This is a genomic window from Gordonia malaquae, from assembly GCF_037148075.1.
GTDB lineage: Bacteria > Actinomycetota > Actinomycetes > Mycobacteriales > Mycobacteriaceae > Gordonia > Gordonia malaquae.
Genome location: NZ_JBBCUB010000003.1, coordinates 324,033 through 347,827, shown reverse-complemented (window position 1 = coordinate 347,827; position 23,795 = coordinate 324,033). Strand labels below are relative to the sequence as shown.

Below are 23,795 nucleotides of genomic sequence, written 5' to 3'. Positions count from 1 at the left end.
TCACGCACCGCCTTCCAGGACGCCCGCGGCGAGTTCGACGCGACGGTTGCACACCCGATCGAGAGATTCGAGGTCGTGGGAGATGATCACGATGGTCGCACCGTCGTCCCGTAGTCGCGCGAGGACGCCGAGCACCTCTTCGCGGGCCTGGGGATCGAGGCCGGCGAGGGGCTCGTCGAGCACCAGGACATCGGGATCGGACGCGATCAATGAAGCCAGCACCACGCGGCGCATCTGACCGCCGGAAAGGGAGTCGACGCGCTTCGCCGCGAACTCGCGCGGAAGAGCGACGAGGTCGAGGACCCGTCCCACTTCGCTGGTCCCGACGCTCTCTCCGCCGACCGCCATGATCTCGTCGCCGACGGTCACCTTCTGCAGTTGCAGCCGCGCATGCTGGAAGCCGAGTCCAACACTGCCGACGTTCTCCGCGATCGGTTCACCGTCGATCAGAACGGCGCCGGACGTCGGCTTGGTGAGTCCGGCGAGAATCCAGGCGAGGGTCGACTTGCCCGACCCGTTTCCGCCGACGATCAGCACTCCGTCGCCGCGGTCCACACGGAGGTTCACGTCGTGCAGGGCCGTCACCTCCCACGGGGAACCCTGGAGGTATGTGTGCGCGACATCGGAGACGACGAGCAGCGGTTCCCCACCGACGTGCGACGACGCGAGCGCGGGCGCGCTCTGTTCCGGTCGCATCCACTCGGGATGGTGAGCGACCACTCGACCATCGGCGAGATGCACGATGCGGTCGGCGGCCCTGGCCTCCGAATCCCGGTGGGTGATCAGCACGACCGTGATGCCGTGGCGGCGCGGGAGTTCGGCGAGGATGCCGATCAGTTCGTCGCGCCCCCGCGGATCGACCATCGACGTCACCTCGTCGGCGATCACCAGTCGCGGCCCGCGGGCCAGTGCCGCAGCCACGGCGAGACGCTGCTGTTGACCGCCCGACAGGTCGGACGTGTCCCGGTCGCCGAGCCCGGCCAGTCCCACCTCGGCGAGAAGGCCCTCGACGTCGACGACGGCGCCTTCCGGGAGTCCCCACACGAGGTCGTCGGCGACTCGGGAGCCGAGCATCTGAGCTTCGGGCCGCTGCAGGACAAGCGCGGTGCCACCGCGACGACCGAGACCCGGCGCACCCGGCCGGTCGACTGCACCCGACGTCGGATCGACTCCGGCGAGGACCTTCGCGAGTGTCGACTTGCCCGACCCGTTCGCTCCGACGATCGCCACGAACTCACCCGGATGCAGTTCCAGGTCGATGCCGGTCAGCACGTCGCGCGACGTCCCCGGATAGCGATAGCCGACCCCGACCGCCCGCAGCGGCAACGGGTCGGGCTCGCTGTCGTCGAAGACGTGCGCGGCCTCGAGCGTGTCGTCGAGTTTCACGTCGGCGAGGCGATCGAGCACCTTTCCGAGGCACCATCCGGCCAGGATCAAGGTGAGGAACGTGCCGATGGTGCCGGGGATCCACAGCCACAGCCACCAGTTGTCGACGACATTGCCGGAGAAGTTCTCGACGGCGTCTCCCGCACCCGTCAGCTTGACCGCCCGAAGTGTTTTCGCGATGCCGGTGAGCACGTTGTCGAACACTTCGAGACCCAGCGTCCGCAACGGTTTGAGAACCCACATCAGCAGGACCGTGATACCCGCGATGGCCGGGGCGATGATCACCGACAGTGCGCTGAGAACGATCAGGCCGCCACCTCGGCGGCGGACCTCACCGACGATTCCACCGATCACCGCCGTCACGGCCACTCCGAACGCGGTGCCGAGCCCGGCGACAGCGAAAGTGACGGCGACCGTCGTGACGACGGCGGCGATCACGGCGCGCAGGCGGGTCCGCGCGGCCAGCAGCGCGATCGGGACGGGAGTAAGGAATCCGAGGGCAGCGGCCATCGGCACGACCGCGACGATCACGGCCGGCACCACGGTGAGACCGCTGAAGATCGCGATGGACGCGATCTCGATCGGTCGTAGGGGCCCGGTGACGACGCGACGGTCGTCGACTGCAGGGAAGGTCACCGCACCATTGTGCCTGGTGGGCGATCCGCCCGATCCGCACAGGAGGTTTCGGCCGCCCGAACAGCCTAATCAGGCCTCCCCACCTGCGGTTATGCGGGTCCGCAGGTGAGTTGATTGTGGGACGCAGGTCACCCTAACGTGGCGGCATGGTCACTGCCCTGGCGCTGAGTTTCGCCGTCATCTTCGTCGCCGAGCTCGGCGACAAGTCTCAGTTGATGGCGATGACCTTTGCACTCCGTTACCGCTGGTGGGTGGTTCTGACCGCGATTCTGACGGCGACCACGCTGGTCCACGCCGCGTCCGTGTTCCTCGGCCACTTCCTCGGTCTGTCGATCCCGACCGAGTTGATGTCGATCGTCGGCGGCCTGTCGATGCTGGTGTTCGGACTGTGGACGGTGCGCGGGGACGAGCTGGACGACGACGAGGCGTCCCGCGCCGGACGTGTCGGACGGTCGGTGTTCTTCGCCGTGATGTCAGCGTTCCTGCTCGCCGAACTCGGCGACAAGACGATGCTCGCGACGATCGCGCTCGCCGCCGACCACGACTGGCTCGGGGTGTGGATCGGTTCCACCATCGGCATGGTGGCCGCCGACGCCCTGGCCATCATCGTGGGACGCACACTCGGCAGACACCTGCCCGAGCGCACGATCGCCCTCGGCGCCGCGGTGCTCTTCTTCGGTTTTGCGGTCTGGTTGATCGCCGAAGGCCTTGCCGGAGCGTCTGCACCGGTCGCCGCCGTCACGATCGTCGGTGCTCTGGTCATCACCGCCGTCGGCGTCTTCTGGATCATCGCGACCAACCGCCGTCGTGCCGCGGAGGCCGCCGCACGCGCCGAGACCGACACGGCCTCCGACGACGTCACACAGATCGCGAAGTAGGGACCCCTCCCTCTGCCGCGCGGCGCGTCAGGATCTCCCGCACCGTGGGGAGTTCGAGGACATCCTGCGACGAGATCCACTCGCGCAGCACCTTCGTCGCCTGCACGTCGTCTTCGTTGTACGTGAGCAGTCGGGCACGCTGCGACTCGTCGAACGCCGCGCCGTCCAACGCGACGGCCGCCGCGTACCACTCCATCGACGCCTCTCCGCTCGCCTCGGCGTCTCGCCAGTTGAACCCGGCGACAGGTGCGATCCGCTTGAGTCCCTTGCCACGCGGGCACACGAAATTCTTGCCGACCGCCTCGAAGACGTCGACCCACTCCTTGGATCCGATGAACGCGTCCACCTCGGCTCGCGACGGCACTCCCGGGACCACGCCGTGGAACCGGTCGGCGCTGCCGCGCAGCCATCGGTTCTCCGCCTGCTGCGAGTAGCAGTATGCGGCGAACGTCTTTCCGGCCTCGCGCGCGGCGCGTCGTTCCGCGGCCATCCAATTCCAGAACTCGGCGAACGAGCGTCCCTCGTCGAGAGTCGGCAGCGGGTCCCAGGTGACGAAGGGCAGGTAGCGCACCTCGCGTGAGGGATCGGTGTTGTCGGTGAGCAGTGTTCCCCACATGTAGGCGCCGCGTTCGGAGTAGCTCTCCATGTCGACGTCCACCTCGATGTCGGCACGTCGTAGGCGCGGCCTGTCGAGTCGCCGGACCAGTGGGATGTCGGCCACCCAGCTGGCGGCGGAGACGATGGCGTCGGCGAACGGGACTGCGGCCGGCCAGTCTTCGGGTGGATCTCCGCGGTAGTCGGCCAATGCGTCGAATGTCGTGATGCCGGCTTCCTGCAGAACAGTGGCCTGACTTCCGCCGACCACCAGACTCACGTCGTGACGATCGGCCAGTTCGCTCTCGCACCGCGACCACCAGTGACAGCTGCGACACTCTCCGACCCGTCGCGCGACGGTCGGCACGCTGCCCTCGGCGATGGCGTGGCGGTGCTCGAACTCCTCGGCGTACTCGGTGAGAGCTGCGTCCAACGAAACCGCGACCATGCAGTCCGCATCGAGCCCGATGAGACCCCCGACGCGGGCTCCGGCATCGGCCGTCCCCCACCCGAGATCGTCGAGCATGGCCGTCAAGTGCGCCAGCCGCATCACGTCGCGTCGCTGCGAACGGGCCGACCTCGTGGCGTCGACAGCCGGGCGCCAGCCCCACAACGGGGAGGTGCGCAAGGTCGGAGGCGGCGCGTCCGCAGGCCGTTCCCCGTTGACCAGCGTCGTCACCCGGTGATTGACCACGATGATCGGCAGATAGCCGTCGCCGAGCCGGAACAGTGCTTCGGCATGCCCGCGTCGCCCGCGTTCGACGTCGGTGGGCAGCGCGGCACGGAAGATCCACGTGGCTCCGGCCGCTACCGCCCGGCGCGTCTGCTCCACTCGCTCGCGATGCGTGCCCGCTTCGACAGTCACGACGTCGGACGGCGTTCGGTCGCTCTGAAAACCGTGCAGGGTCGTGATCACGTGATCGCGGTGGCCCTGCGCCGCTTCGATTCGCCGCCGAGCTTCCGGCGAGGCGTCCGAGGCGGCGGCGTCGCCGTGCTCGGTGAAGTCCAGTGCCAGGCGGTGCTCGCAGCCAGTGAGGTTCCGCGCCCCCAGAACGGCAGAACTCACGACTGCACCCCCACATCACTTCGACACCGCGGTCCACGGTGGACCGAGTGATTCACTACCCCACGAGACTATGCAAAGCTGGAGACAATCATTTGCAGGTGTCGAGTTTCGTCACGGAAGGCCGGGCATGGGACTGCTCTCATCGGTGCGCGAAGAGCGCACGGAACGCAAGGCGGAGAAGAAGATCCGCAAGGGCGAAGAGAAGGCGATCAAGTACCGCGCCAAGGCTCAGGCGAAAGCGTCGACCGCGGCCGAACGGAAACTGCGCAAGAAGGACCTCCGCACGGAGCAGAAGTTCCACAAGCGTGCCCAGAAGCAGGAGCGCAAGACGATCAAGGCCGACGCGAAGGCGCAGCAGAAGGTCGCCGCCGCGGAGGCGAAGACCGTCGCCGAGCAGAGCAAGGCCGCAGCTGAGGCCGCGTTCTTCACCACCACGAAGATGAAGCGGTACCTCGCCGTCGGGCGTCTCGCAGCACCGATCGTGGTCCCGATCGCCTACCGCGCCGCGGTCGCGGCACGCGCTCAGCTCACCGAGTTCCAGGCGCAGCGCGCGGGTGTCCCCGCGTCGGTGTTGACCCAGTTCGGCGGTCCGAGCGCCGCACTCCGCGCTCGTATCGCCACCTCCCGCGACTCCGCGCAGAAGGTCGCCGCGACCGAGTCGACTGCTGAAGGACGTGCATTCGTCGACGCGATGACGGGCAGGCTCGACAATCTTCTCGTGGCTGCGGATGCCGCCGACACGATGCCTCCTGCGCAGCGGAAGTCGGCTCAGCGCGCCATCGACAACGAGCTCACAGCCATCGACAACGACTTGCTGGCACGCCTCAACGTCCACCCGGCGTAACCCCTGCCGCGGTAGGCATCACGCTGTTCACGCGTGCCGCGTCGTTTCCCGCGTATTGTCGGACAATTAGCGGGAATCTTCGCATCATGCGGGAAGCGGCCGCGCCCTGTCGCGGCAGCGATCGCATGGTTACCATGGCCGGGTGCGTACTCGAATGTTCGTCGGCAGTGTTCTGATGGTATTGGCGCTTGTCGGCGTCACAGTTCCACAGGCGGGCACCGCCGACGCGGCACGACGGTGCGCCGACGTCCACGTCTTGTTCGCGCGCGGAACTGCCGAGACGGCGCCGCCCCTCGGTGTCACCGGAATCGCGTTCGAACGCTCGGTGCGCGCGGCACTGCCGGGAAAGCGCGTCCGCGTCGAGGCCGTCTCCTACCGGGCGAGCAGCGACTTCCGCGACAAGCTGGCGTTTGCGCACACTTTCATCGACGGTGTGAAGTCGGCGCAGACTCGGATCAAGCAGATCGCCGCGGCATGCCCGTCGACCGACATCGTGGTCGGCGGATACTCGCAGGGCGCGGCCCTTGCCGCGTACGCGGTCGCCGACGACGTGCGGATGCCGCCGAGTTACGCCGCCTACCAGCGATACACGCCGAAACCCCTTCCGGCCTCCATCGCACCGCATGTGAAGGCGGTCGTCCTGTTCGGCCCGCCGTCGGACCGTTTTCTGCGCGACGCCAAGGCCCCCACCATGCACGTCGGTCGGGCGTACCGCGGCAAGACGGCGCGCTACTGCGCTGCCGGCGACACCATCTGCAACGGCGCGCGTCTGGGCGGACCGAACGCCATGCATCTGCTGTATCCGGTGAACGGGATGACCGACGCCGGCGCCCGGTTCGTCGCGCGCCGCGTCTGATCGAGTTCAGCGTGTAGTCCAAACGGACTAACGAAAGGCGCTACGGTGGCGATAGGCACAGTAGTCATGCATTCGTCGACCCCGGCGCGGGAGACCGCTCCCGAACACAGCAGATGACACCTTTCACGCGTACCCGAAAAGTCTTGGCGGGCGTCCTCGCGGCCGCAGCCGTCACCGCCACGGCGGTGCCGACGGCCGACGCCGCTCCTGCCGCGCCTCCGTTGACGTTCCAGATCCCGGCGATCGGCGGGTTGGAGATCGGGCCGGGCGGCGTGCCGGGCGGATCGTTCCAGCCGACGACCGTCGTGGCCCGGCCCGCAGTGCGGACGATGATCTTCCCACCGCCACCGGCAGGCGTCCAGTTCAGCGTCAGCCATCTCGCGCCGTACCACTATCAATACAGCTACCGGTACCTGCGGGTGCAGTGGCACAACCTCCGGACCGGGGCCAGGGGCCACGTGGACCTGCGCCACTGGAAGACGATCGCAGGGAGCACCGGCTACCCGTCGACCCTCCCGACGACTGCGGTCGCGACCACCGGCTCGGGGCCGGTCGTCGCGACCGTGTCTGTGCTTCGTGAGCAGTACCAGGCGCCGCCCACCGTGATCAGTGTGATCCCCGGTGTCAGCGCCATCGACGTGCCGCGCTGACTACCTGCCGGGCAGGTACTTCAACGAGCGGAGCAGCGTCGGCGTCGACTTCAAGAACAGACCCTGCGGGATGCCCTTGATGCCGTCCAGTCCGATGACCCGCTGGGTCGCGATGGTCTGCGGCTCGGTGTACTTGAGCAGCCCCTCCTGGCCGTGGCGGCGTCCGACGCCCGACACGCCCATGCCGCCCATCGGTGCGGCGGTGGACCCCCACGCTGCGGCATAGCCCTCGTTGATGTTCACCGTTCCCGCACGCAGCTGCTCGGCGATCTTCTGCGCCTGTGCCGTGCTGCCCGCGAAGACGCTGGCGTTGAGGCCGTACTCGGTGTCGTTGGCACGTTTGATCGCCTCGTCGACCGAGTCGACGGGGTAGATCGACACGAGCGGGCCGAACGTCTCGTCGGCGAAGCACGTCATCTCGTCGGACACGTTCTCCAGGACCGTCGGCTCGTAGAAGAACGGACCGAGGTCGGCGCGCTTACGCCCGCCCGCCAGCACCTTGGCGCCCTTCGCGACGGCGTCGTCGACGTGCGCCTGCACGGTCTCGATCTGCTGCGCGGACGCGAGCGAGCCCATGTCGGCGTTGAAGTCGTATGTGCCCGCGAGGGTCATGTTCTTGACGTGCGCGGCGAACTTCGTGGTGAACTCGTCGGCGATCGACCGCTCGACGTAGATGCGCTCGATCGAGATGCAGAGCTGGCCGGAGTTCGAGTAGCACGCCCGTGCTGCGCCTGCGACGGTGTCGTCGATGTTCACGCCGTCGGTGATGATCATCGGGTTCTTGCCGCCGAGTTCGGCCGAGAAGCCGATGAGCCGCTTGCCCGCCTGCGCCGCGAGGGTCGCGCCGGTGGCCGACGAGCCCGTGAACATGAGGTAGTCGGTGGTGGCGACGATGGCCTGACCGACGACCGAACCGGGTCCGGGGACGACGGCGAACAGCTCACGCGGCAGCCCCGCCTTGTACAGAAGCTCGGCCAGAGCGAGAGCACAGTACGGTGTGTTGCTGTCGGGCTTGATGACAACGGCGTTGCCAGCGATCAGCGCGGCCACGGCGTCCGACACTGCGAGGGTCAGCGGGTAGTTCCACGGGCTGATGACGCCGACGACGCCCTTCGGCTGGTAGCGGACGCGGACGTCGGTGGCCCCCGGCAGCATGCCCTGAACATGCTGGTCGGCGAGCATAGACGGGCCCTGCTGGGCGTAGTAGCGGGCGGTCAGCGCGACGTCGATGACCTCTTCCTGCGCGTAGACACGAGCCTTGCCGGTCTCGGCCTGCGCGATGTCCATCAGCTCCTGCGCGGCGTCGTGCACCAGCTCGGAGAAACGGTTGAGGACCTTCGCGCGGCTCTGCGGCGACTGCGCACCCCATTGGACCTGAGCGGCGCGTGCACGGGCGACCGCCAGTTCGATGTCGTCGGCGGTGCCGACGGGGATGGTCGCCATCTCGGCGCCGCTGAACGCTTCGAGGACCGGCTTGGTGGGGCGCTCCCCGTCGATCGCGATCAACGCGGCGAGGCGAGCGAAGTAGTCGGGTGACGGCTTCGGCATTACTGCTCCTTGTTCGAGGGTGTCAGTGTTCGATGAGGTTCGGGTGACCGCTCAGAGGCCCTGCGCGACGAGGACGATGCCGTCGTCGTCGGAGTAGGCGATGTCGCCGGGCGTGAAGGTGACGCCGCCCAGTTCCACGGGCACGTCCCGTTCGCCCGCGCCCGTCTTGGTCGACTTGCGAGGGTTGGTGCCGAGCGCCTTGACGCCGATCGCCATGCCGCCGATGGTCTTGGCGTCGCGGATCGCGCCGTTCGCGATGATGCCGACCCAGCCGTTCGACCGGCCGAGCTCGGCGATGATGTCGCCCACCAGAGCGGTGTGCACCGATGCGTCGCCGTCGATGACGAGCACGCCGCCCTCGTTGGGCTCCGACAGGATCGACTTGAGCAGTGCGTTGTCCTGGAAGCAGCGCACAGTCGTCACGGTGCCGACGAACTCGCGGTTGCCGCCGTACTGGGTGAACTGCGTGTCACAACTGCGCACATCGGCGCCGATCTCGTCGACGAGGTCTGCGGTCGGGGTGAAGTTCAGCGAGGTCATGGCCTCGAGTCTAGGCGTTGTTACCGGCGAGTCATATGTGACGTCTCGCCGCTCATCGGCCGATCACCGTGAAATGTGCACCTGAGCGGGCCTACGACGCCCTATAGGCTCTCGCGCCTCTTCTGTGGTGCACATTTCGCGAAGCACATGCGGGACAGTTCAATCGGACACCAGCGTCTCGGCACGATAGGACAGCATCACGGCTAGTCGGCCGGTGTTCTCGTCCGAGAACCCGATCTCGGCGCATCGAGATATCCGTTCCCGACTCGGGGTTGCCACGTCGTCCAGCGGCGCACCGCCACTCCGAGATCGAACTCGGGTACGGCGGCCTCGTCGTCGACGACCTCAGCTGGACGGCCCGGACCTACGCCAGGCCCAGCTTCTGGGGCCACCGATTCACCGACGAAGCGAGGGCCACGCGGCCCGGGATTCTGCACCCAGTGACGTGAGACCCTCGCTCCGGCAACCGCTTCGTCATCAGACGCACGTCACGACAGCGAAATGATCAACTCGCCGCGTCCACCGGACTCAGCGTGACGTCCCAGGTGCGGCGAGTGAGGTTGGACTTGCGTCCGACGAACGCGATTCCGTTCCACTGGCCGTCGAACTTCGCGTAGCAGTCGTTGAAGCACACCGTGAGGCGCCCGTTCGAGAGCGCCCACGACTCGTTGCCCGGCGTGCTGTCTGGGTTGACCCCGCTCGGCGAATTGACGTAGTGGAAGTCCCCACCTGCCACGAACGTGATGTCCAGATTCCCGCCGAACGTCTCGACGCTGTGCCACCGCGTGCTCAGCAGCAGCTCGTTCAGATCGGTCGGTGATCCGGGCACCGGGTGACCGGCCTGCGTGCACGCGGTCGCCAACGAGAGCGCGAGGAACAGTCCCGCCGTCGCGATCGCTCTCCGTGACTGCCCCACCGGCGGCTCCCTCGTGTCGTGTCTTGGAATGAGGATAGCCGGGCTCTCGACAACGAGGACGAGCCTTCGACCCGACGACGCTACCGGCCGCGAGAAGTCGGCCGCCACGAGGATGGTCGCGATCTGACGGACCTTTCAACTGCCCGTCAACGATTCGGCCCGCGCAGTGAGCAACGCAATGAGTCGCTCGGTGTCACGGTCCGCGAACCCGATCTCGGCGCAGCGCGGAATCCATGTCGTGCTCACGTCACACAACTCGTCGATCATCCGCCGCATCGGGCGCGCACCGACACCGAGCCGCTCTCCGGCGTCGATGAAGTCCGAACGCTTCAGCCGGTTCGCGCGACCGTAGAGATTCATCGCCATCGGATCGCGCCACTTCAAGTACGGCTGGGTGGTGAGGAGGTCGTATGCGGGCGTCGGCCGCCACCATCCCTCGGGAGCGTGGATGGACAGGTTCTTCCCGTGCAAGTCACCGTTCCCGATCAGCCACGAGAAGACCACGATCCTGAGCAGTTCGACGGTCGCGGCGCGCGCCGAGCCTCCCCCCCGCTCACACGTCCGTGCCAGTCCCGAGATCACCTCCTCGGTCTTCATTCGATACTTCGCGCCCGGGTAAACGTCGAGGACCTGACAGGCGTCCTCCTGCGGAATCCTCACACCGTCTCTGCGGTCGAACCGTTCCACCAGGAGACCCGTCACTCCCGACTCGTCCTCGACGATCGTCGTCGAAGCAGCGGTGATTCCGCAGGCCGCGGCCATCCGCATGAAGAAGTGCTCGTTCTCGACAAGCTTCGGAAAGCCGGATGGAGGGGTGAGTTTGAGGATCGCGGGCCCTCGATCGGTGACCGTCGGCGTGCTCCACATCGACGCACTCACCTTCGGCTGCACGCCGGCCAACGCGACGGCGTCGGATTCGAACGACGAGGTGAACTCCCGGAACACCTCGCGCAAGTCCGTCACCGTGTCCGTGACCATCGGTGGGCGAATACGGGGCTCGGACCCCTCGGGGACCACTCGTACGTCTCCGACAGTGTCACTCCCCACAGAGAGCAGAAGCGTGAAGTGGTCGTCTGCCGACGTCTTCGTCGCAGTCAGTGCGACGCCCAGGCGGACGCCCTCGGGGAGCAGACCCGCGAAGAATGCAGGCAGGGCGTCTCCTCCGACCTCGAACGGCGAGTCCGGACCGGGGAGCGACCATGCGATCCCTCCCGTACGACCCGTTGGAATCGGATCGCGATAGTCGAGGGTCGTCACCCCTTTTCCGTCCCGAGTCAGGGCCGCGGTGAGGCGGTCGCCTACGTACACATCGGCGCGGTCGACCGCGCGAAGATCCGCTGCGGCGGTCATCGACCGTCGCCTTTGGGCCTGACATCGACCGCGAGCCCCAGGACGTCCGCCACAGCGGTCAGTGCACCCAGGCGGACCGACGGGCTGCCGTATTCCAGCGCTTGGACGGTCGAGCGTGAGACATCGGCGAGGTCGGCGAGCATCTCCTGCGTCAACCCGAGTGCACGTCGACGTTCGGCGACAACCATCGCTATGCCTGCATTTTCATGCATAGCGAGCCGCGATGCCGGGTTGGTGTTCCGCGGACGTGCCATACGACCTCCTATGCCTTGATTCACAAGCATAGCTTGTCTTCACCCTCCGCCCGAGCGCTTCACCCCTATCAATGCATGCGATTCAAGGCATAGTGGTGCCCAGTACTCAGACGATGACACCCGCAGCGCGGAGGCGGTCGAGTTCGGCGGTGTCGAGACCGAGGACGTCACCGAGCACCACTGCCGTGTCCGAGCCGAGAGCGACGGCGGGGACGCTGCCGGAGTACTCGCCGTCGAACCGCATGGGCGAACTCGAGGAGATGACGTCGCCGATGCCCGGCTGGTCGACTCCGACGAGAACCGGGTCGATCCCGGCGCCGGCTTCGAAGTCGGCCGCGACGACCGACGCGGAGCGGTACGGTCCCCACAGAACGCCCGCATCCGAGAGCGCAGTGTGCACGTCAACCGTCGAATGCTGCGCGAACCACGGGGTCAGGACCGCCTCGATGACGTCACGATGCGCGTACCGGCCCTCATCGGTCGTGAAGTCGGCTCCGAGCGAGGCCGCCAAGGCGGCGAACACCTCGGTGGTGCCGGTCGCGATCCCGATCGACGCCCACTGCCTCGGGGTGAGCGCGACGATCATCACGCGGTCGCCGTCGGCGGTGGCGAAGTCGACACCGAAGCTGCCGTAGAGGTGATTTCCGTGGCGGGCACGGTTCCCGCGTTCGGCAGCTTCGGTGAACCAGCCGAGGTCGGCCACGGCGGCGGTCGCCGTGTCGGCGAGCGCGATCTCCACGTTGGCGCCCTGCCCGGTCTTGTCCCGGCGACGCAGCGCGGCGAGCACCGCCGTCACCACCTGCTGACCGCACAGGAAGTCCCAACCGGGCAGCACGTGGTTCGTCGGCGCGTCCGTGTACGCGGGGCCGGTCATGTCGGCGACGCCTGCGGCGCCGTTCACCGTGTAGTCGACGGCCGGTCCGCCGTCGGCACGCCCCTGCACGCGGACGGCGATCACGTCCTCCCGGCGGGCTGCGAGCGCGTCGTAGGAGAACCACGGGCGGCCGACAGCGTTGTCGATGACGATGCCCGCGTCGGCGCCGGGAGCGGTCGCGAGGCCGAGCAGCAGGTCGCGCCCCTCGTCGCTGCGGACGTCGAGCATCACTGATCGTTTCCCACGATTGAGGGAGTTCCAGTAGAGGCTCTCACCGGTCCTATCGGACAACGGCCACCGTTTGACGTCGGCGTTGCCGCCCATCGGGTCGACTCGAATCACCTCTGCGCCCATCTGGGCGAGGGCCTTGCCTGCACTCGGCCCTGCGACGAACGACGCGAATTCGATGATGCGCACGCCGCTGAGAGAGAGTGTGGTCGGTGTGGGCATGTGTACGTCTCCTCGGTCGGACTATAGCGTTCGTTCCTTGAATTGTATATTATGCGTAGCATCTCGAGTTGTTCATCACGCCGATGCCAAGGGAGGCATTCATGTCACAAGTCAGTCCTGAGGACTTCGCGCAGATCAAGGACGCCGTCCACGAGTTCATTCGTACCCGCGTGGTGCCGCGTGAGCGCGAGATCGCCGACACCGACGCCATCCCCGACGACATCCGGCAGGCCGCGAAGGACATCGGCCTCTTCGGCTACGCGATCCCGCAGGAGTGGGGCGGCCTCGGGCTCGACCTCACGCAGGACGTCGAACTCGCGATGGAGTTCGGCTATACGGCGCTTGCGCTGCGGTCGATGTTCGGCACCAACAACGGCATCGCAGGCCAGGTACTGGTGAACTTCGGCACCGACGAGCAGAAGGGCCAGTGGCTCGAAGGCATCGCGTCGGGCGACGTCGTCGCATCGTTCGCACTCACCGAGCCGGGCGCGGGCTCCAACCCGGCGGGCCTGCGAACCAAGGCAGTGCAGCAGGACGACGGGGACTGGGTGATCGACGGAGCCAAGTGCTTCATCACCAACGCCGCACTGTCGAACCTCTTGGTCACGTTCGCGCGAGTCCGTCCGGCCGACGAGAACGGCCCCGGCATCGGCGCCTTCCTCATCCCCACCGACACACCCGGCGTCACCGTCGCCGAGCATGACGAGAAGATGGGCCAGCAGGGCGCGTGGACATCGGACGTCCACTACGACGGCGTCCGTGTCCCCGCCTCGGCGCTCCTCGGCGGCGACGTCGACAGCGGATACAAAGCAGCCATGACCTCACTCGCCCGCGGTCGCGTGCACATCGCCGCGCTGTCCGTCGGGTCCGCGCAGCGTGCACTCGACGAGTCTCTCCGGCACGCCGCCGTCACCACCCAGGGGGGCACTCCCATCGGCGACTTCCAGCTGGTCCAAGCCCACCTGGCCGACATGCAGACTGGGATCATGGCCGGACGCGCACTGGTCCGCGACGCCGCCGCGAAGTACGTGTCGGGTGAGGACCGGCGCATCTCGCCGTCGGTCGCGAAGGTGTTCTGCACCGAGATGGTCGGTCAGGTGGCCGACAAGGCCGTCCAGATCCACGGCGGCAGCGGCTACATGCGCGAAATGACGGTCGAGCGCATCTACCGGGACGTCCGCCTCCTGCGGCTGTACGAGGGCACCAGCGAGATCCAGCGGCTCATCATCGGAGGCGGCCTCGTGCGCCAGGCCAAGAAGGCGGCCAAGGGATGAGCGCCGCCACCGCCTCGACACTGCTGTTCGTCCCCGGCGACCGCCCCGACCGGTTCGACAAGGCCGCCGCGGCAGGCGCGGACCTGGTGGTCCTCGACTTGGAGGACGCGGTGTCCGCGGACGCCAAGGACGCCGCCAGGGCGAACGTGGCCGCTTGGGCCGCCCATCGCCCGTGTGCGGTGCGCACCAACTCCGCCGACACTCGATGGTTCCGTGCCGACCTCGACGCCCTCTCCGCGAAAGACGTCACAATCATGCTCCCCAAGGCCGAGGACCCCGCGGTGCTGGCGGGTATCGGCGGCAACGTGATCGCCTTGATCGAGACCGCGCGCGGCGTTCTCAACGCCCCCGCCATCGCCTCCGTGCCCGGCGTGGTTCGGCTTGCAGTGGGCACGTTCGACCTGGCCGCCGAACTGGGCGTCGACCCCACGGACACCGAGGCGCTGCTCACCACGCGCGGCGCTCTGGTCCTCGCCTCCGCCGCGGCGGGTCTGCCCGGACCGATCGACGGGGTCACTGCGGCGATCGACGAGCCTGATCGGATCATTGCCGACACCGCGTACGCACGGCGTCTCGGTTTCGCCGGAAAGCTGTGCATTCATCCGCGTCAACTGCGGCCTGCCGCAGCGGCGCTGCGCCCGACTGAGGCTCAGATCGGTTGGGCACGTCGCATCGTCGAGGCCTCGAGCGGCGCTGTCGCCCAGGTCGACGGCGAGATGGTCGACAAACCCGTCGTCGATCGCGCGCACGCCATCCTCGCCCGAATCTGACCCTCTCATCCCTGATGGTTGAGCCCTTCGACGAGCTCACGAACCACCGACCCCGAGCCGCTAGGCGAGGCGTCGAGTCGAAACCAACACCCTGACACGAAGGATCCACACAATGTCTGCACTGCTCCAAGGAAAGACCGCCGTCATCACCGGTGCCGCACAGGGCATCGGACTCGCGATCGCCGAGAAGTTCGTCGCCGAAGGCGCCCGCGTGGTGCTGGGTGACCTGAACGGCGAGCAGGTCGCCGCCGCTGCCGCCACTCTCGGAGACGAGTCCGTCGCCCGCGGCGTCGCCTGCAACGTGACCTCCGGCGACGACGTGCAAGCACTGCTCGACGCCGCGATCGAGGCGTTCGGCGCCGTCGACGTGATGATCAACAACGCGGGCATCACTCGCGACGCGACCATGCGGAAGATGACCGAAGACCAGTTCGACCAGGTCATCGACGTGCACCTCAAGGGAGTGTGGCACGGCACGCGTCTGGCTGCGGCCCACATGCGCGAGCGCAAGACCGGCTCGATCATCAACCTCTCGTCCATCTCCGGCAAGGTCGGCCTGGCAGGCCAGACCAACTACTCCGCCGCCAAGGCAGGCATCGTCGGACTCTCGAAGGCTGCGGCCAAAGAGGTGGGCTACCTCGGTGTGCGCGTGAACTGCATCCAGCCGGGACTGATCCGCACCGCGATGACCGAAGCGATGCCGCAGAAGATCTGGGACGCCAAGATGGCTGAGATCCCGATGGACCGCGCGGGCGAGCCGAGCGAGATCGCCGGCGTCGCGGTCTTCCTCGCATCGGACCTGTCGTCGTACATGACGGGCACCGTTCTGGAAGTGACCGGCGGACGGTACATGTGATGACCGACTGGGCACCGCACACGGTCGTCACCGACGAATACATCGACCCGGCGGCGGTCACCGCGCTGGCGACCCTGTTCGACGACGGCCTTCCGGGACCGGCGGTCGGTGACGACCTCCCGCCTCTGTGGCATTGGGTCGCACTCCCCCGGTGGGCGGCGTCGTCACAGATCAGTGTGGACGGACACCCGTTCCGCGGGTCGTTCCTCCCGCCCATCGACCTGCCGCGACGCATGTTCGCAGGCGGACGTGTCGAGTTCCTCGCACCCCTTCGCGTCGGCGATCTGACACGGCGCGAGTCGCGAGTCGACTCCGTCGTCGAGAAGAACGGACGCAGCGGAAAGCTGGTTGTCGTGACAGTGGTGACCACGCTCCACACGCCGGCGGGCGAGCCCGCCGTGGTCGAGACGCAGAACCTCATCTACCGCGAAGGCGCCGCCGTCTCGGGCGACGTCCCGTCACCGGCGCCCGCAGCGGCATTGGTTCCCGCCGGGGCTCCGTTCGTCGCCCGCGACGACGCCGGGTTCGACTTCCGGACCGACCCGACGCTGCTCATGCGATTCTCTGCGGCCACCGCGAACGCGCACCGCATCCATTACGACTGGCCGTACGCGACCGGCGTCGAGGGCTACCCTGGCCTGGTCGTCCACGGTCCGTTGATGTCCCTCGCGCTCGCCGAGACCCATCGTCTGTCCGGTGGACGTCCGGTCGCCGCGATCGATCACCGCAACTCGGCCCCGCTCTTCTGCGGACAGGAGGCCTGGTTGAGACCCTCCGACGACGGCGCCTCGATCGCGCTCATCGGCCCCCGTGGCCTCGACTCCGGCCCCCACACCAGCATCGACCTGACCTTCTGACCCCTCGACGCCCAAGAACCACGTAACCGTGAATCGAGATGACTATGACACGTACTTTCACAAGCCTCGACGAGGTCCGCGCGGCGATCGGCGAGCCCATCGGGCCGAGTGCCCCGATCATCGTCGATCAGAAGCGAATCGATCTGTTCGCCGAAGCGACCGGCGATCACCAGTGGATCCACGTCGACCCGCAGCGAGCGAAGGACGGCCCGTACGGGACCACCATCGCGCACGGTTACCTGACCCTCTCGCTGCTGCCGCTGTTCGGGGCCGACCTCATCGCGTTCGACTTCGGTTCGGCGCGAATCAACTACGGCGCCAACAAGGTCCGCTTCCCCGCGCCCGTCCCGTCCGGCTCCGCGCTGACCGCGACCGTTGAGCTCGTCGACGTGGCATCCAAACCGGGTTCGTCGACGGTCACCGCCCGATACACGGTCACCGTCGACGGCGCCGCGAAGCCGTCGTGCATCGCCGAGACCCTGGTGACGATCGTCGACTGAGCCTCCCGTTCAGGACGCCGCTGGGCCGAGATCGCCGGACCCCCGGGTATCAGAACGGGGGCGTCTCGACTGCACTCGACGAACTGGGGAGGTCTCGACGAACCGAGGGAAGCACGAGGGGCTGACGGCGTCAGGCCTCGTCCCACATGCCTTGTTGTTCAAGGAAGGCTACGAGTTCGTCCGCGCCGGACATGATGTGGTCCTGCATGACCGCAGCGGCGGTGTCGCCGTCGCGGGCATGGAGGGCCGCGAGGATCTTCGGGTGCGCCTCCAAAGAGTCCTCGTCATGCCCCTCGATGTCGTGATAAAAGCGGTTCGGGAGTTGCTTCACGAGGCTTCCGAGCATCAACGTCATGCGCGGCGAGTCGGCCGACAGGTTCACCAAACGATGGAATTGATGGCCGAGTTCGACGACAGTGTCGCTGTCGTCGCGTTCGGCTGCTCGCATGTACTCAGCGAGCAACTCATCGAGTTCGGCGAGCTTCTTCTCCGAGATCTCCTGCGCGGCACGGCGAGCCAGTTCACCGGCGAGCGACGCTTGGATCCAGAACATGTCGCGCACGTCACGGCGAGTCACCTCGGCCACCACGAATCCGCGACGGGGAACAAGCTTCACGAACCCGTCGCCCGCCACCATGTGCAGCCCTTCGCGGACCGGGGTGTTGCTGACGCCGATGGCCTCGGCGAGATGCTCGGTCCGCAGGAACGTGCCCGGCTTCACCTGGCCCGACAGGATCAGCTCGCGCACGTAAACGGCGACGTCCTCCGAAAGCTGCTGCTTCCGGACGCCCGCGGCTCCCCGCACCGATGCCGTCATCGCCCGCACCCTTCTCCTCGTGTCTGATACGAGAGTCTATGCACGGGCTACGCGGATTCGACTGTCGCGGCCAGTCCCTGCCCGCCGCCGATGCACATCGTCACCAGGCCCGAGCCGCCACCGCGGCGCTTCAACTCGTGCAGGAGCGTCGTGGTCATCCGTACGCCGGTGGCGCCGATCGGGTGGCCGAGAGAGATGCCCGAGCCGTTGACGTTGAGTTTGTCGTGGTCGCGCCAGCCCCAGCCCTCGAGGACTGCGAGGACCTGCACCGCGAACGCCTCGTTGACCTCGACGAGGTCGAGCGAGTCGAGCAGTTCGACGGGCGTCTTGCCGGAGCGAGCGGCCAACTTCTGCACGGCGGGCACCGGACCGAAGCCCATGCGGTCGGGTTCGCAGCCCGCCGCCGCCCAGCCGGTGATGAACCCGATCGGCTCCAGACCGAGTTCGTCGAGCTTGTCCTCGGCGACGATCAGGCAGGCGGCCGCGGCGTCGTTCTGCTGGCTGGCGTTGCCCGCGGTCACCGTGCCGCCGGGCATCACGGTGCGCAGTTTGCCGAGCGATTCGACGGTCGACGACGCACGGATGCCCTCGTCCTTGGCGAACACGACCGGGTCGCCTTTTCGCTGCGGCACCGACACCGGGACCACCTCGTCGTCGAACTTGCCCGCGTCCCATGCCGCAGCGGCCCGCTGGTGACTGCGGACGGCGAACTCATCGGCGGCCTCACGGGTCAGACCGAAGTCCTTCGCCAGGTTCTCGGCGGTCTCGATCATGCCTGAGATCTTGCCGAATCGGCTCTCGGGCTGCGACCGTTCGCGCCCGCGGTCGAGGCGGTCGTAGAGGACGCTGTTGCCGGCACGCTTACCCCACCGGTTGGTGGTCGTGTAGTACTCGATCCGGCTCATCGACTCGATGCCGCCCGCGAGGACGACGTCTGCTCCGCCGGTCTGGACCATCATGGCCGAGGTGATCAGAGCCTGGAGTCCGCCGCCGCAGCGACGGTCGAGCTGCATGCCGGGGACGCTCACCGGGAGGCCGGCGTTCAGTGCCAGCCACCGGCCGACACACGGGACCTCCGAGCTGGCGTACGACTGCGCGAACACCACGTCGTCGATGCGCTCCGGGTCGACGTCCGACCGGTCGACGACGGCGTTGACGACGCCGGCGCCAAGGTCTTCGACTGCCACGTCGCGGAGCGATCCGCCGAATGTTCCGACCGGGGTGCGGAGAGGCGCGACGATGGCCGCGCGCTTGAGAGAGGTCATGTCCGTTGTCCTCAGATCTTGTTGCGGGCGATCATCTGCGCGGCGATCACATTGCGCTGGATCTCGTTGGTGCCTTCGCCGACGATCATCAGCGGAGCGTCGCGGAAGTATCGCTCCACGTCGTACTCCTTGGAGTAGCCGTAGCCGCCGTGGACGCGGATCGAGTCGAGTGCGATCTGCATCGCGGTCTCCGACGCGAACAGCTTCGCCATGCCGGCCTCCATGTCGGCGCGCTCGCCGCGGTCGAGCTTCTCGGCGGCGTCGACGGTCAGCAGCCGGGCGGCGGCCTGCTTGGTCGCCATGTCGGCGATGAGATTGCCGACGCTCTGGTGCTTCCAGATCGGCTTGCCGAACGATTCGCGTTCCTGCGAGTACTTCACGGCGGCGTCGAGAGCGGCCTGGCCGACGCCGAGCGCGCGCGAGGCCACCTGGATGCGGCCCACTTCGAGGCCGCGCATCATGTGGCCCCAGCCCTGGTTGGGCTCGCCGCCGAGGACTGCCTCGGCCGGGACCTTGAAGTTGTCGAACACGAGCTCACAGGCTTCGACGCCGCGGTAGCCGAGCTTGGGGAGCTTCTTGGACACGAGGAACCCGTCGCCCGGCTCCACCAAGATCACACTCATGCCCTTGTGGGCGGGCGACGCGTCGCGGTCGGTGATGCACAGCAGCCCGAACAGGCCCGAGTGCGCCGCGTTCGAGATCCACGTCTTCGAGCCGTTGATCGTGAAGCCGTCCTCGCCGGGCGCCGCGTAGGTGCGCATGCCCTGCAGATCGGAACCGCCGCCCGGCTCGGTGAGCGCCATCGTCGCGCGGATCGTTCCGTCGGCCATCTTCGGCAGGTACTTCGACTTCTGCTCGTCGGTCCCGAACGTGCGGATCAGGTAGCTGATCACCGAGTGACCGCCGACGGCGCCCGCGAGGCTCATCCAGCCGCGGGCCAGCTCTTCGGTGACGCGGGCGAAGCACGCGGTGCTGACGTCCACTCCCCCGTACTCGGCGGGGACGAGGAGGCCGAAGAAGCCGAGCTTCTTCATCTCCTCGATGAACTCCTCCGGGTATACGTCGGGTTCGTCGAACTCGCGGACCCGACCGCGCACGCGCTGGTCGATGAAGTCGGCGACCAGGTCCACCATGTCCTGTTCGTCTGCGGTCAGTGCCATCACGCGTGTCCTTCCATCAGGGGAGCGTCATTGTTACGCATAATATACAATTATTAGCACGGCGCGACTCAGTCCACCAGACCCGATCTCGACCCGATCCCGAGGAGGCTCCACCATGGCCGCTCGCTCTGCGTTCTTCACCTCTGCCGATGACACGAGCTCACACACCCGATTCACCCCGGGCGCACGAGCGGCGAGCGGCTGGGGAGCTGACCACATGCGCGGGATGGCCGTCAGCGGAGCGCTCGCCCGTACAGCTGAGCGTGTCGTCGAACACCGTGGACGGACCGACCTCATTCCGGTCCGATGGTCGATCGATCTCTTCCGGCCGACTCGCATGCAGGACGTCGACGTGACAGCGACGATCGTCCGCGAAGGACGTAGATTCTGCCTCGTCGACGTCGTCGCCGAACAGAACGGATCCGCCACCGCACGCGGCACCGCGGCGTTCGCCGCTCCTAGCGAGTCGACCAGCCGAGTCTGGACGGCCGACGACGCGGTCGCACCGCCCGACTCCGACGGCGACGACCAACCCGGCGACGTCGAACGGTTCTACTGGGACGAAGGCCGGGGGTGGCTGACACCGGGAACGTCCCCGTACACATCCGCGCGCAAAGCCGTGTGGCACTTCCCAATCCCGATCGTCGACGGCGAACCGCCGAGCCCGTTCAGCGTCACGGCGGCAGTCGCCGACGTCGTCAACGCGATCGCCTCGGTCGGTCCCGACGGACTCGCATTCATCAACACGGACGCGACCGTCCATCTGTCACGAAGACCGTCGGCAGGCTCGGTCGGCCTCGCGATGACCACCCGCACGGAGCACGCCGGTCTGTCCGCCGCGGCAGCGGTCGTGTTCGATCGCCACGGCGCGTTCGGACAGGTCGCCGCGAGCGGCTTGGCCAACCCGCCCATCGCTCTGCTGCACCACCCGTTCCACGCCGAAGGCGACGTCCGATGATCGCGCCGACATCTCCCCGGCTGCTTCCGACGCTGATCTACGCGGCCATGACGACCTCCATCGTCAGTTCGCTCGGCATGCTCCTCGTCCCTTCGATCGCCGACGACATGGGCGTTACCGTGGGCTCCGCGCAGTGGATGCTCACGGTGAACCTTCTGGTCGGGGCAGTGTCGACTCCCATCGTCGGCCGTCTCAGCGACGGTCACCACACCCGACGCATCCTGTTGATCGCACTCGGCCTCATCCTGCTCGGATCGATCGTCTGTGCACTCGCCCCGACGTTCAACCTCTTCCTCGTCGGCCGAGCACTGCAGGGCCTGTCGTACGCGACGGTCCCGGTGACCATCGTGCTGGCCCGACGGCACCTACGCCCGGAGCAGGTGGACGCAGCGATCTCCACTCTGTCGGTCACCGTCGCCACGGGACTCGGTGTCGGGTACCCGCTGACCGGAGTGCTCGCCAGCCTCCTTGATTACCGCGCGGCGTTCTGGTTCGCGGCGGTGTTCGTCGCCAGCGCTCTGCTCATCGTCTGGCGATCGGTTCCCTCGACGACGAACGAGGGCCCTCGGAGACAGTTCGACTTCATCGGCGCCGCCCTTCTCGGCGTCGGGCTGGCGACTCTCCTCACCGGTGTCAGTCAGGGCTCCTCATGGGGCTGGACCGCTGAGGGAACCATCGGGATGTTCGTCGCGTCCGCGGCCTCCCTCACCGGCTGGGCCACCGTCGAAGTGCGCAGTCCCGACCCGCTGATCGACCTGCGCGTCATCCGCACACCCGAGGTGCTGCTGGCGAACGCGACGGCCATCGGCCTCGGCGCCACCCTGTACATGAGCCTGTCGATCGCCAGCATCATCGCTCAAGCGCCTGCCGCCACGGGCTACGGAATCGGACTGGCTCTCTTCTGGGCGGGATTCGTGATGCTGCCGCTGTCGGCGGGCAGTCTGATCGGCAATCGCCTGGTGCGGCGGCTCGGAGCGGCGCGGATGACCGCGATGCTGCCGTCAGGCGCGTCCCTGATGGCCGCCGCGGCAGTGATGTTGTGGCTCACCAGCGACCTGCTCTGGCAGGTACTCCTCGGAATGGCGTTGTTCGGCATCGGCATGGGTGCCGCGTACGCCGCCATGCCTGCCCTGGTCGCACGCAATGTCGCAACAACCCAGGTCGGAAGCGCGGTCAGTTTCAACCAGGTGCTCCGCACCGTCGGCGGCGCCATCGGCAGCGCCGTCGCCGGCGCAGTCCTCGTCGCGCATCCCGGCCCCGAAGGAATCGACGTCGCACTCGGGGTGGCGGCAGTCGGCGGGACCGTCGTGTTCGTCGCCCTCCTCGCCAATCAGATTCGGACCCGACGGACTCGGTGACCGCGCTCGACCGGCACACTCGACACCATGCCCACCGCTGACGAACTCCTCGGACCATCCGTCGCTCACGAACTGCACGACGTGTTCCGCACGGCGGCGCCCGGTGTCGACTTCTCCACCGTGTCGGCCGCTGCCGAGCAGTTCGACGGCCTCGCTCTAGGAGCGCGGTCCGGACTGCTGCGCGACGCCCTGTTGAACTCCGTCGGCGGCGACTACCCGGCGCTGGCATCGGTCGTCTCCGACGCGATCCGCGACCCGCGCTTGACCGGCTGGATGGTGTGGCCGGTGACCAGCGCCGTCGCCGATCGTGCCGTGGCCGACGGCCGCACTGCGTCGTTCGACGAGGCGATGGCAATGCTCGCCACGCTCACCAGCCGCCTGACCTCGGAGTTCGCGATCCGAGCTCTACTCCGACACGACCTGGCGCGTGGCTTGGCGATCGCGCAGGAATGGACGTCGTCGACCGACGAACACATCCGACGTCTCGCATCGGAGGGCACTCGCCCGTATCTGCCGTGGGGAACGCGGATACCCGGCGTGATCACCGACCCCGCATCGGCCGTTCCGATCCTCGACGCCCTCTACCGAGATCCGAGCGACTATGTCCGACGCTCGGTCGCCAACCATCTCAACGACATCAGTCGCCACGCGCCGGAGTTGGTCGTCGAGACTGCGCAGCGATGGCTGGGCGACCCCGACGACACCACCCCGGCCACCGTCCGCCACGCGCTGCGCACCCTGGTGAAGCGCGGAGATCCCGCGGCCCTCGCGCTTCTCGGCTACGGAGCGGTCAGCGTAGACGTCGGCGGCGTCCACCTCTCCCACGAGACGGTCGCAATCGGCGAGAGCATCGGCTTCACCGCCACCGTCACCAACACCGGCGACGACGCTCGACTCGCGATCGATTACGTGGTGCACCACCGCAAGGCCAACGGAACCCAGACCGAGAAGGTGTTCAAGCTGAACGCCGCGTCCCTCGCGGCGGGCGAGAGCCTGACCGTCGACCGCCGCCACTCGTTCAAGGTGATCACCACCCGCCGCTACCACCCCGGACCGCACGCCATCGAACTTCAGATCAACGGGCAACGTTTCGGCCGCGCCGACTTCGACCTCGTCGCCGACGCCCCTGCTCCTTGAG

The 23,795-nt window shown here is 67.6% G+C and carries 24 protein-coding genes; 13 read left to right on the top strand and 11 right to left on the bottom strand.

The window, feature by feature from the left end; translation table 11 throughout:
- Nucleotides 1-2,022: an ABC transporter ATP-binding protein gene (locus tag WFK36_RS13680; protein ID WP_336792317.1), complete on the bottom strand. Its 2,022-nt coding sequence runs from the start codon at nt 2,020-2,022 to the stop codon at nt 1-3.
- Between the two features lie 146 nt (nt 2,023-2,168).
- On the opposite strand from WFK36_RS13680, the gene WFK36_RS13675 reads away from it, so the two are divergent.
- Nucleotides 2,169-2,900 carry a TMEM165/GDT1 family protein gene (locus WFK36_RS13675; protein WP_336792316.1) on the top strand — a complete coding sequence of 244 codons (732 nt, stop codon included), beginning with the start codon at nt 2,169-2,171 and terminating at the stop codon, nt 2,898-2,900.
- On the opposite strand, the gene WFK36_RS13670 is transcribed toward WFK36_RS13675, so the two are convergent.
- Entirely contained in the window at nt 2,881-4,560 is a 1,680-nt protein-coding gene (locus tag WFK36_RS13670) for a TM0106 family RecB-like putative nuclease (protein ID WP_336792314.1), read from the bottom strand. The two genes, WFK36_RS13675 and WFK36_RS13670, sit on opposite strands and share 20 nt — an antisense overlap.
- A 127-nt stretch (nt 4,561-4,687) precedes the next feature.
- Between WFK36_RS13670 and WFK36_RS13665 the strand changes: the two genes are divergently transcribed.
- The 3 genes from WFK36_RS13665 to WFK36_RS13655 all read left to right on the top strand — a co-directional run bounded on the left by WFK36_RS13665 (nt 4,688) and on the right by WFK36_RS13655 (nt 6,910).
- Complete coding sequence (locus WFK36_RS13665; protein ID WP_008380357.1) at nt 4,688-5,404, top strand: DUF6474 family protein; 717 nt, start codon at nt 4,688-4,690, stop codon at nt 5,402-5,404.
- Nucleotides 5,405-5,546: 142 nt separating this feature from the next.
- Nucleotides 5,547-6,260, top strand: a complete 714-nt coding sequence (locus WFK36_RS13660; RefSeq protein ID WP_336792313.1) for a cutinase family protein — start codon at nt 5,547-5,549, stop codon at nt 6,258-6,260.
- 113 nt (nt 6,261-6,373) lie between these two features.
- Complete coding sequence (locus tag WFK36_RS13655) at nt 6,374-6,910, top strand: hypothetical protein (protein ID WP_336792312.1); 537 nt, start codon at nt 6,374-6,376, stop codon at nt 6,908-6,910.
- Here the strand turns inward: WFK36_RS13655 and WFK36_RS13650 are convergent, their stop codons facing one another.
- Both WFK36_RS13650 and rraA read right to left on the bottom strand, forming a co-directional pair.
- The gene (locus WFK36_RS13650; RefSeq protein WP_336792311.1) at nt 6,911-8,458 is read right to left on the bottom strand and encodes a succinic semialdehyde dehydrogenase; all 1,548 of its coding nucleotides are present in this window, start codon (nt 8,456-8,458) and stop codon (nt 6,911-6,913) included.
- A 51-nt stretch (nt 8,459-8,509) separates the two neighbouring features.
- Nucleotides 8,510-8,998: a ribonuclease E activity regulator RraA gene (gene rraA / locus WFK36_RS13645; protein ID WP_008380364.1), complete on the bottom strand. Its 489-nt coding sequence runs from the start codon at nt 8,996-8,998 to the stop codon at nt 8,510-8,512.
- Between the two features lie 272 nt (nt 8,999-9,270).
- Between rraA and WFK36_RS13640 the strand changes: the two genes are divergently transcribed.
- Entirely contained in the window at nt 9,271-9,447 is a 177-nt protein-coding gene (locus WFK36_RS13640; protein ID WP_336792309.1) for a hypothetical protein, read from the top strand.
- 56 nt (nt 9,448-9,503) lie between these two features.
- Here WFK36_RS13640 and WFK36_RS13635 read toward each other — a convergent pair whose 3' ends face one another.
- From WFK36_RS13635 to WFK36_RS13620, 4 genes are all read right to left on the bottom strand, one after another.
- Nucleotides 9,504-9,914 (bottom strand): hypothetical protein, encoded by a 411-nt coding sequence (locus tag WFK36_RS13635; RefSeq protein WP_336792307.1) that lies wholly within the window; start codon nt 9,912-9,914, stop codon nt 9,504-9,506.
- 135 nt (nt 9,915-10,049) lie between these two features.
- Complete coding sequence (locus WFK36_RS13630; RefSeq protein WP_336792305.1) at nt 10,050-11,264, bottom strand: type II toxin-antitoxin system HipA family toxin; 1,215 nt, start codon at nt 11,262-11,264, stop codon at nt 10,050-10,052.
- Nucleotides 11,261-11,518: a helix-turn-helix domain-containing protein gene (locus WFK36_RS13625; RefSeq protein WP_008380371.1), complete on the bottom strand. Its 258-nt coding sequence runs from the start codon at nt 11,516-11,518 to the stop codon at nt 11,261-11,263. Before WFK36_RS13625 ends, WFK36_RS13630 begins: the two co-directional genes overlap by 4 nt.
- 106 nt (nt 11,519-11,624) lie before the next feature.
- A complete protein-coding gene (locus WFK36_RS13620; RefSeq protein ID WP_336792303.1) occupies nt 11,625-12,842 on the bottom strand; it encodes a CoA transferase in 1,218 nt (405 codons plus the stop codon).
- 101 nt (nt 12,843-12,943) lie between these two features.
- Here WFK36_RS13620 and WFK36_RS13615 point away from each other — a divergent pair, with 101 nt between their 5' ends.
- The 5 genes from WFK36_RS13615 (at nt 12,944) to WFK36_RS13595 (ending at nt 17,099) form a co-directional block, all read left to right on the top strand.
- On the top strand, nt 12,944-14,116 hold the full coding sequence (locus WFK36_RS13615; RefSeq protein ID WP_336792302.1) for an acyl-CoA dehydrogenase family protein: 1,173 nt from the start codon (nt 12,944-12,946) through the stop codon (nt 14,114-14,116).
- Complete coding sequence (locus WFK36_RS13610) at nt 14,113-14,886, top strand: HpcH/HpaI aldolase/citrate lyase family protein (RefSeq protein ID WP_336792301.1); 774 nt, start codon at nt 14,113-14,115, stop codon at nt 14,884-14,886. Before WFK36_RS13615 ends, WFK36_RS13610 begins: the two co-directional genes overlap by 4 nt.
- Before the next feature lie 112 nt (nt 14,887-14,998).
- Nucleotides 14,999-15,742 carry a 3-oxoacyl-ACP reductase FabG gene (gene fabG, locus WFK36_RS13605; protein WP_008380377.1) on the top strand — a complete coding sequence of 248 codons (744 nt, stop codon included), beginning with the start codon at nt 14,999-15,001 and terminating at the stop codon, nt 15,740-15,742.
- The gene (locus tag WFK36_RS13600; protein WP_336792300.1) at nt 15,742-16,599 is read left to right on the top strand and encodes an HTD2 family dehydratase; all 858 of its coding nucleotides are present in this window, start codon (nt 15,742-15,744) and stop codon (nt 16,597-16,599) included. The genes fabG and WFK36_RS13600 overlap by 1 nt, the downstream gene beginning before the upstream one ends.
- 44 nt (nt 16,600-16,643) lie before the next feature.
- The gene (locus WFK36_RS13595; protein ID WP_336792299.1) at nt 16,644-17,099 is read left to right on the top strand and encodes a MaoC family dehydratase; all 456 of its coding nucleotides are present in this window, start codon (nt 16,644-16,646) and stop codon (nt 17,097-17,099) included.
- Between the two features lie 130 nt (nt 17,100-17,229).
- Here the strand turns inward: WFK36_RS13595 and WFK36_RS13590 are convergent, their stop codons facing one another.
- From WFK36_RS13590 to WFK36_RS13580, 3 genes are read right to left on the bottom strand one after another with little or no spacing between them, the layout of a single operon-like run.
- Nucleotides 17,230-17,916 (bottom strand): GntR family transcriptional regulator, encoded by a 687-nt coding sequence (locus WFK36_RS13590; RefSeq protein WP_336792298.1) that lies wholly within the window; start codon nt 17,914-17,916, stop codon nt 17,230-17,232.
- A 47-nt stretch (nt 17,917-17,963) separates the two neighbouring features.
- The gene (locus WFK36_RS13585; RefSeq protein ID WP_336792297.1) at nt 17,964-19,181 is read right to left on the bottom strand and encodes an acetyl-CoA C-acetyltransferase; all 1,218 of its coding nucleotides are present in this window, start codon (nt 19,179-19,181) and stop codon (nt 17,964-17,966) included.
- 11 nt (nt 19,182-19,192) lie between these two features.
- Nucleotides 19,193-20,341 (bottom strand): acyl-CoA dehydrogenase family protein, encoded by a 1,149-nt coding sequence (locus tag WFK36_RS13580; RefSeq protein ID WP_336792296.1) that lies wholly within the window; start codon nt 20,339-20,341, stop codon nt 19,193-19,195.
- A gap of 115 nt (nt 20,342-20,456) precedes the next feature.
- Between WFK36_RS13580 and WFK36_RS13575 the strand changes: the two genes are divergently transcribed.
- From WFK36_RS13575 to WFK36_RS13565, 3 genes are read left to right on the top strand one after another with little or no spacing between them, the layout of a single operon-like run.
- Entirely contained in the window at nt 20,457-21,299 is an 843-nt protein-coding gene (locus WFK36_RS13575) for an acyl-CoA thioesterase domain-containing protein (protein WP_336792295.1), read from the top strand.
- Nucleotides 21,296-22,657, top strand: coding sequence for an MFS transporter (locus tag WFK36_RS13570; protein WP_336792294.1), 1,362 nt, complete (start codon nt 21,296-21,298; stop codon nt 22,655-22,657). The genes WFK36_RS13575 and WFK36_RS13570 overlap by 4 nt, the downstream gene beginning before the upstream one ends.
- Before the next feature lie 27 nt (nt 22,658-22,684).
- Complete coding sequence (locus WFK36_RS13565; protein ID WP_336792293.1) at nt 22,685-23,794, top strand: DNA alkylation repair protein; 1,110 nt, start codon at nt 22,685-22,687, stop codon at nt 23,792-23,794.
- Nucleotide 23,795 lies beyond the last annotated feature (1 nt).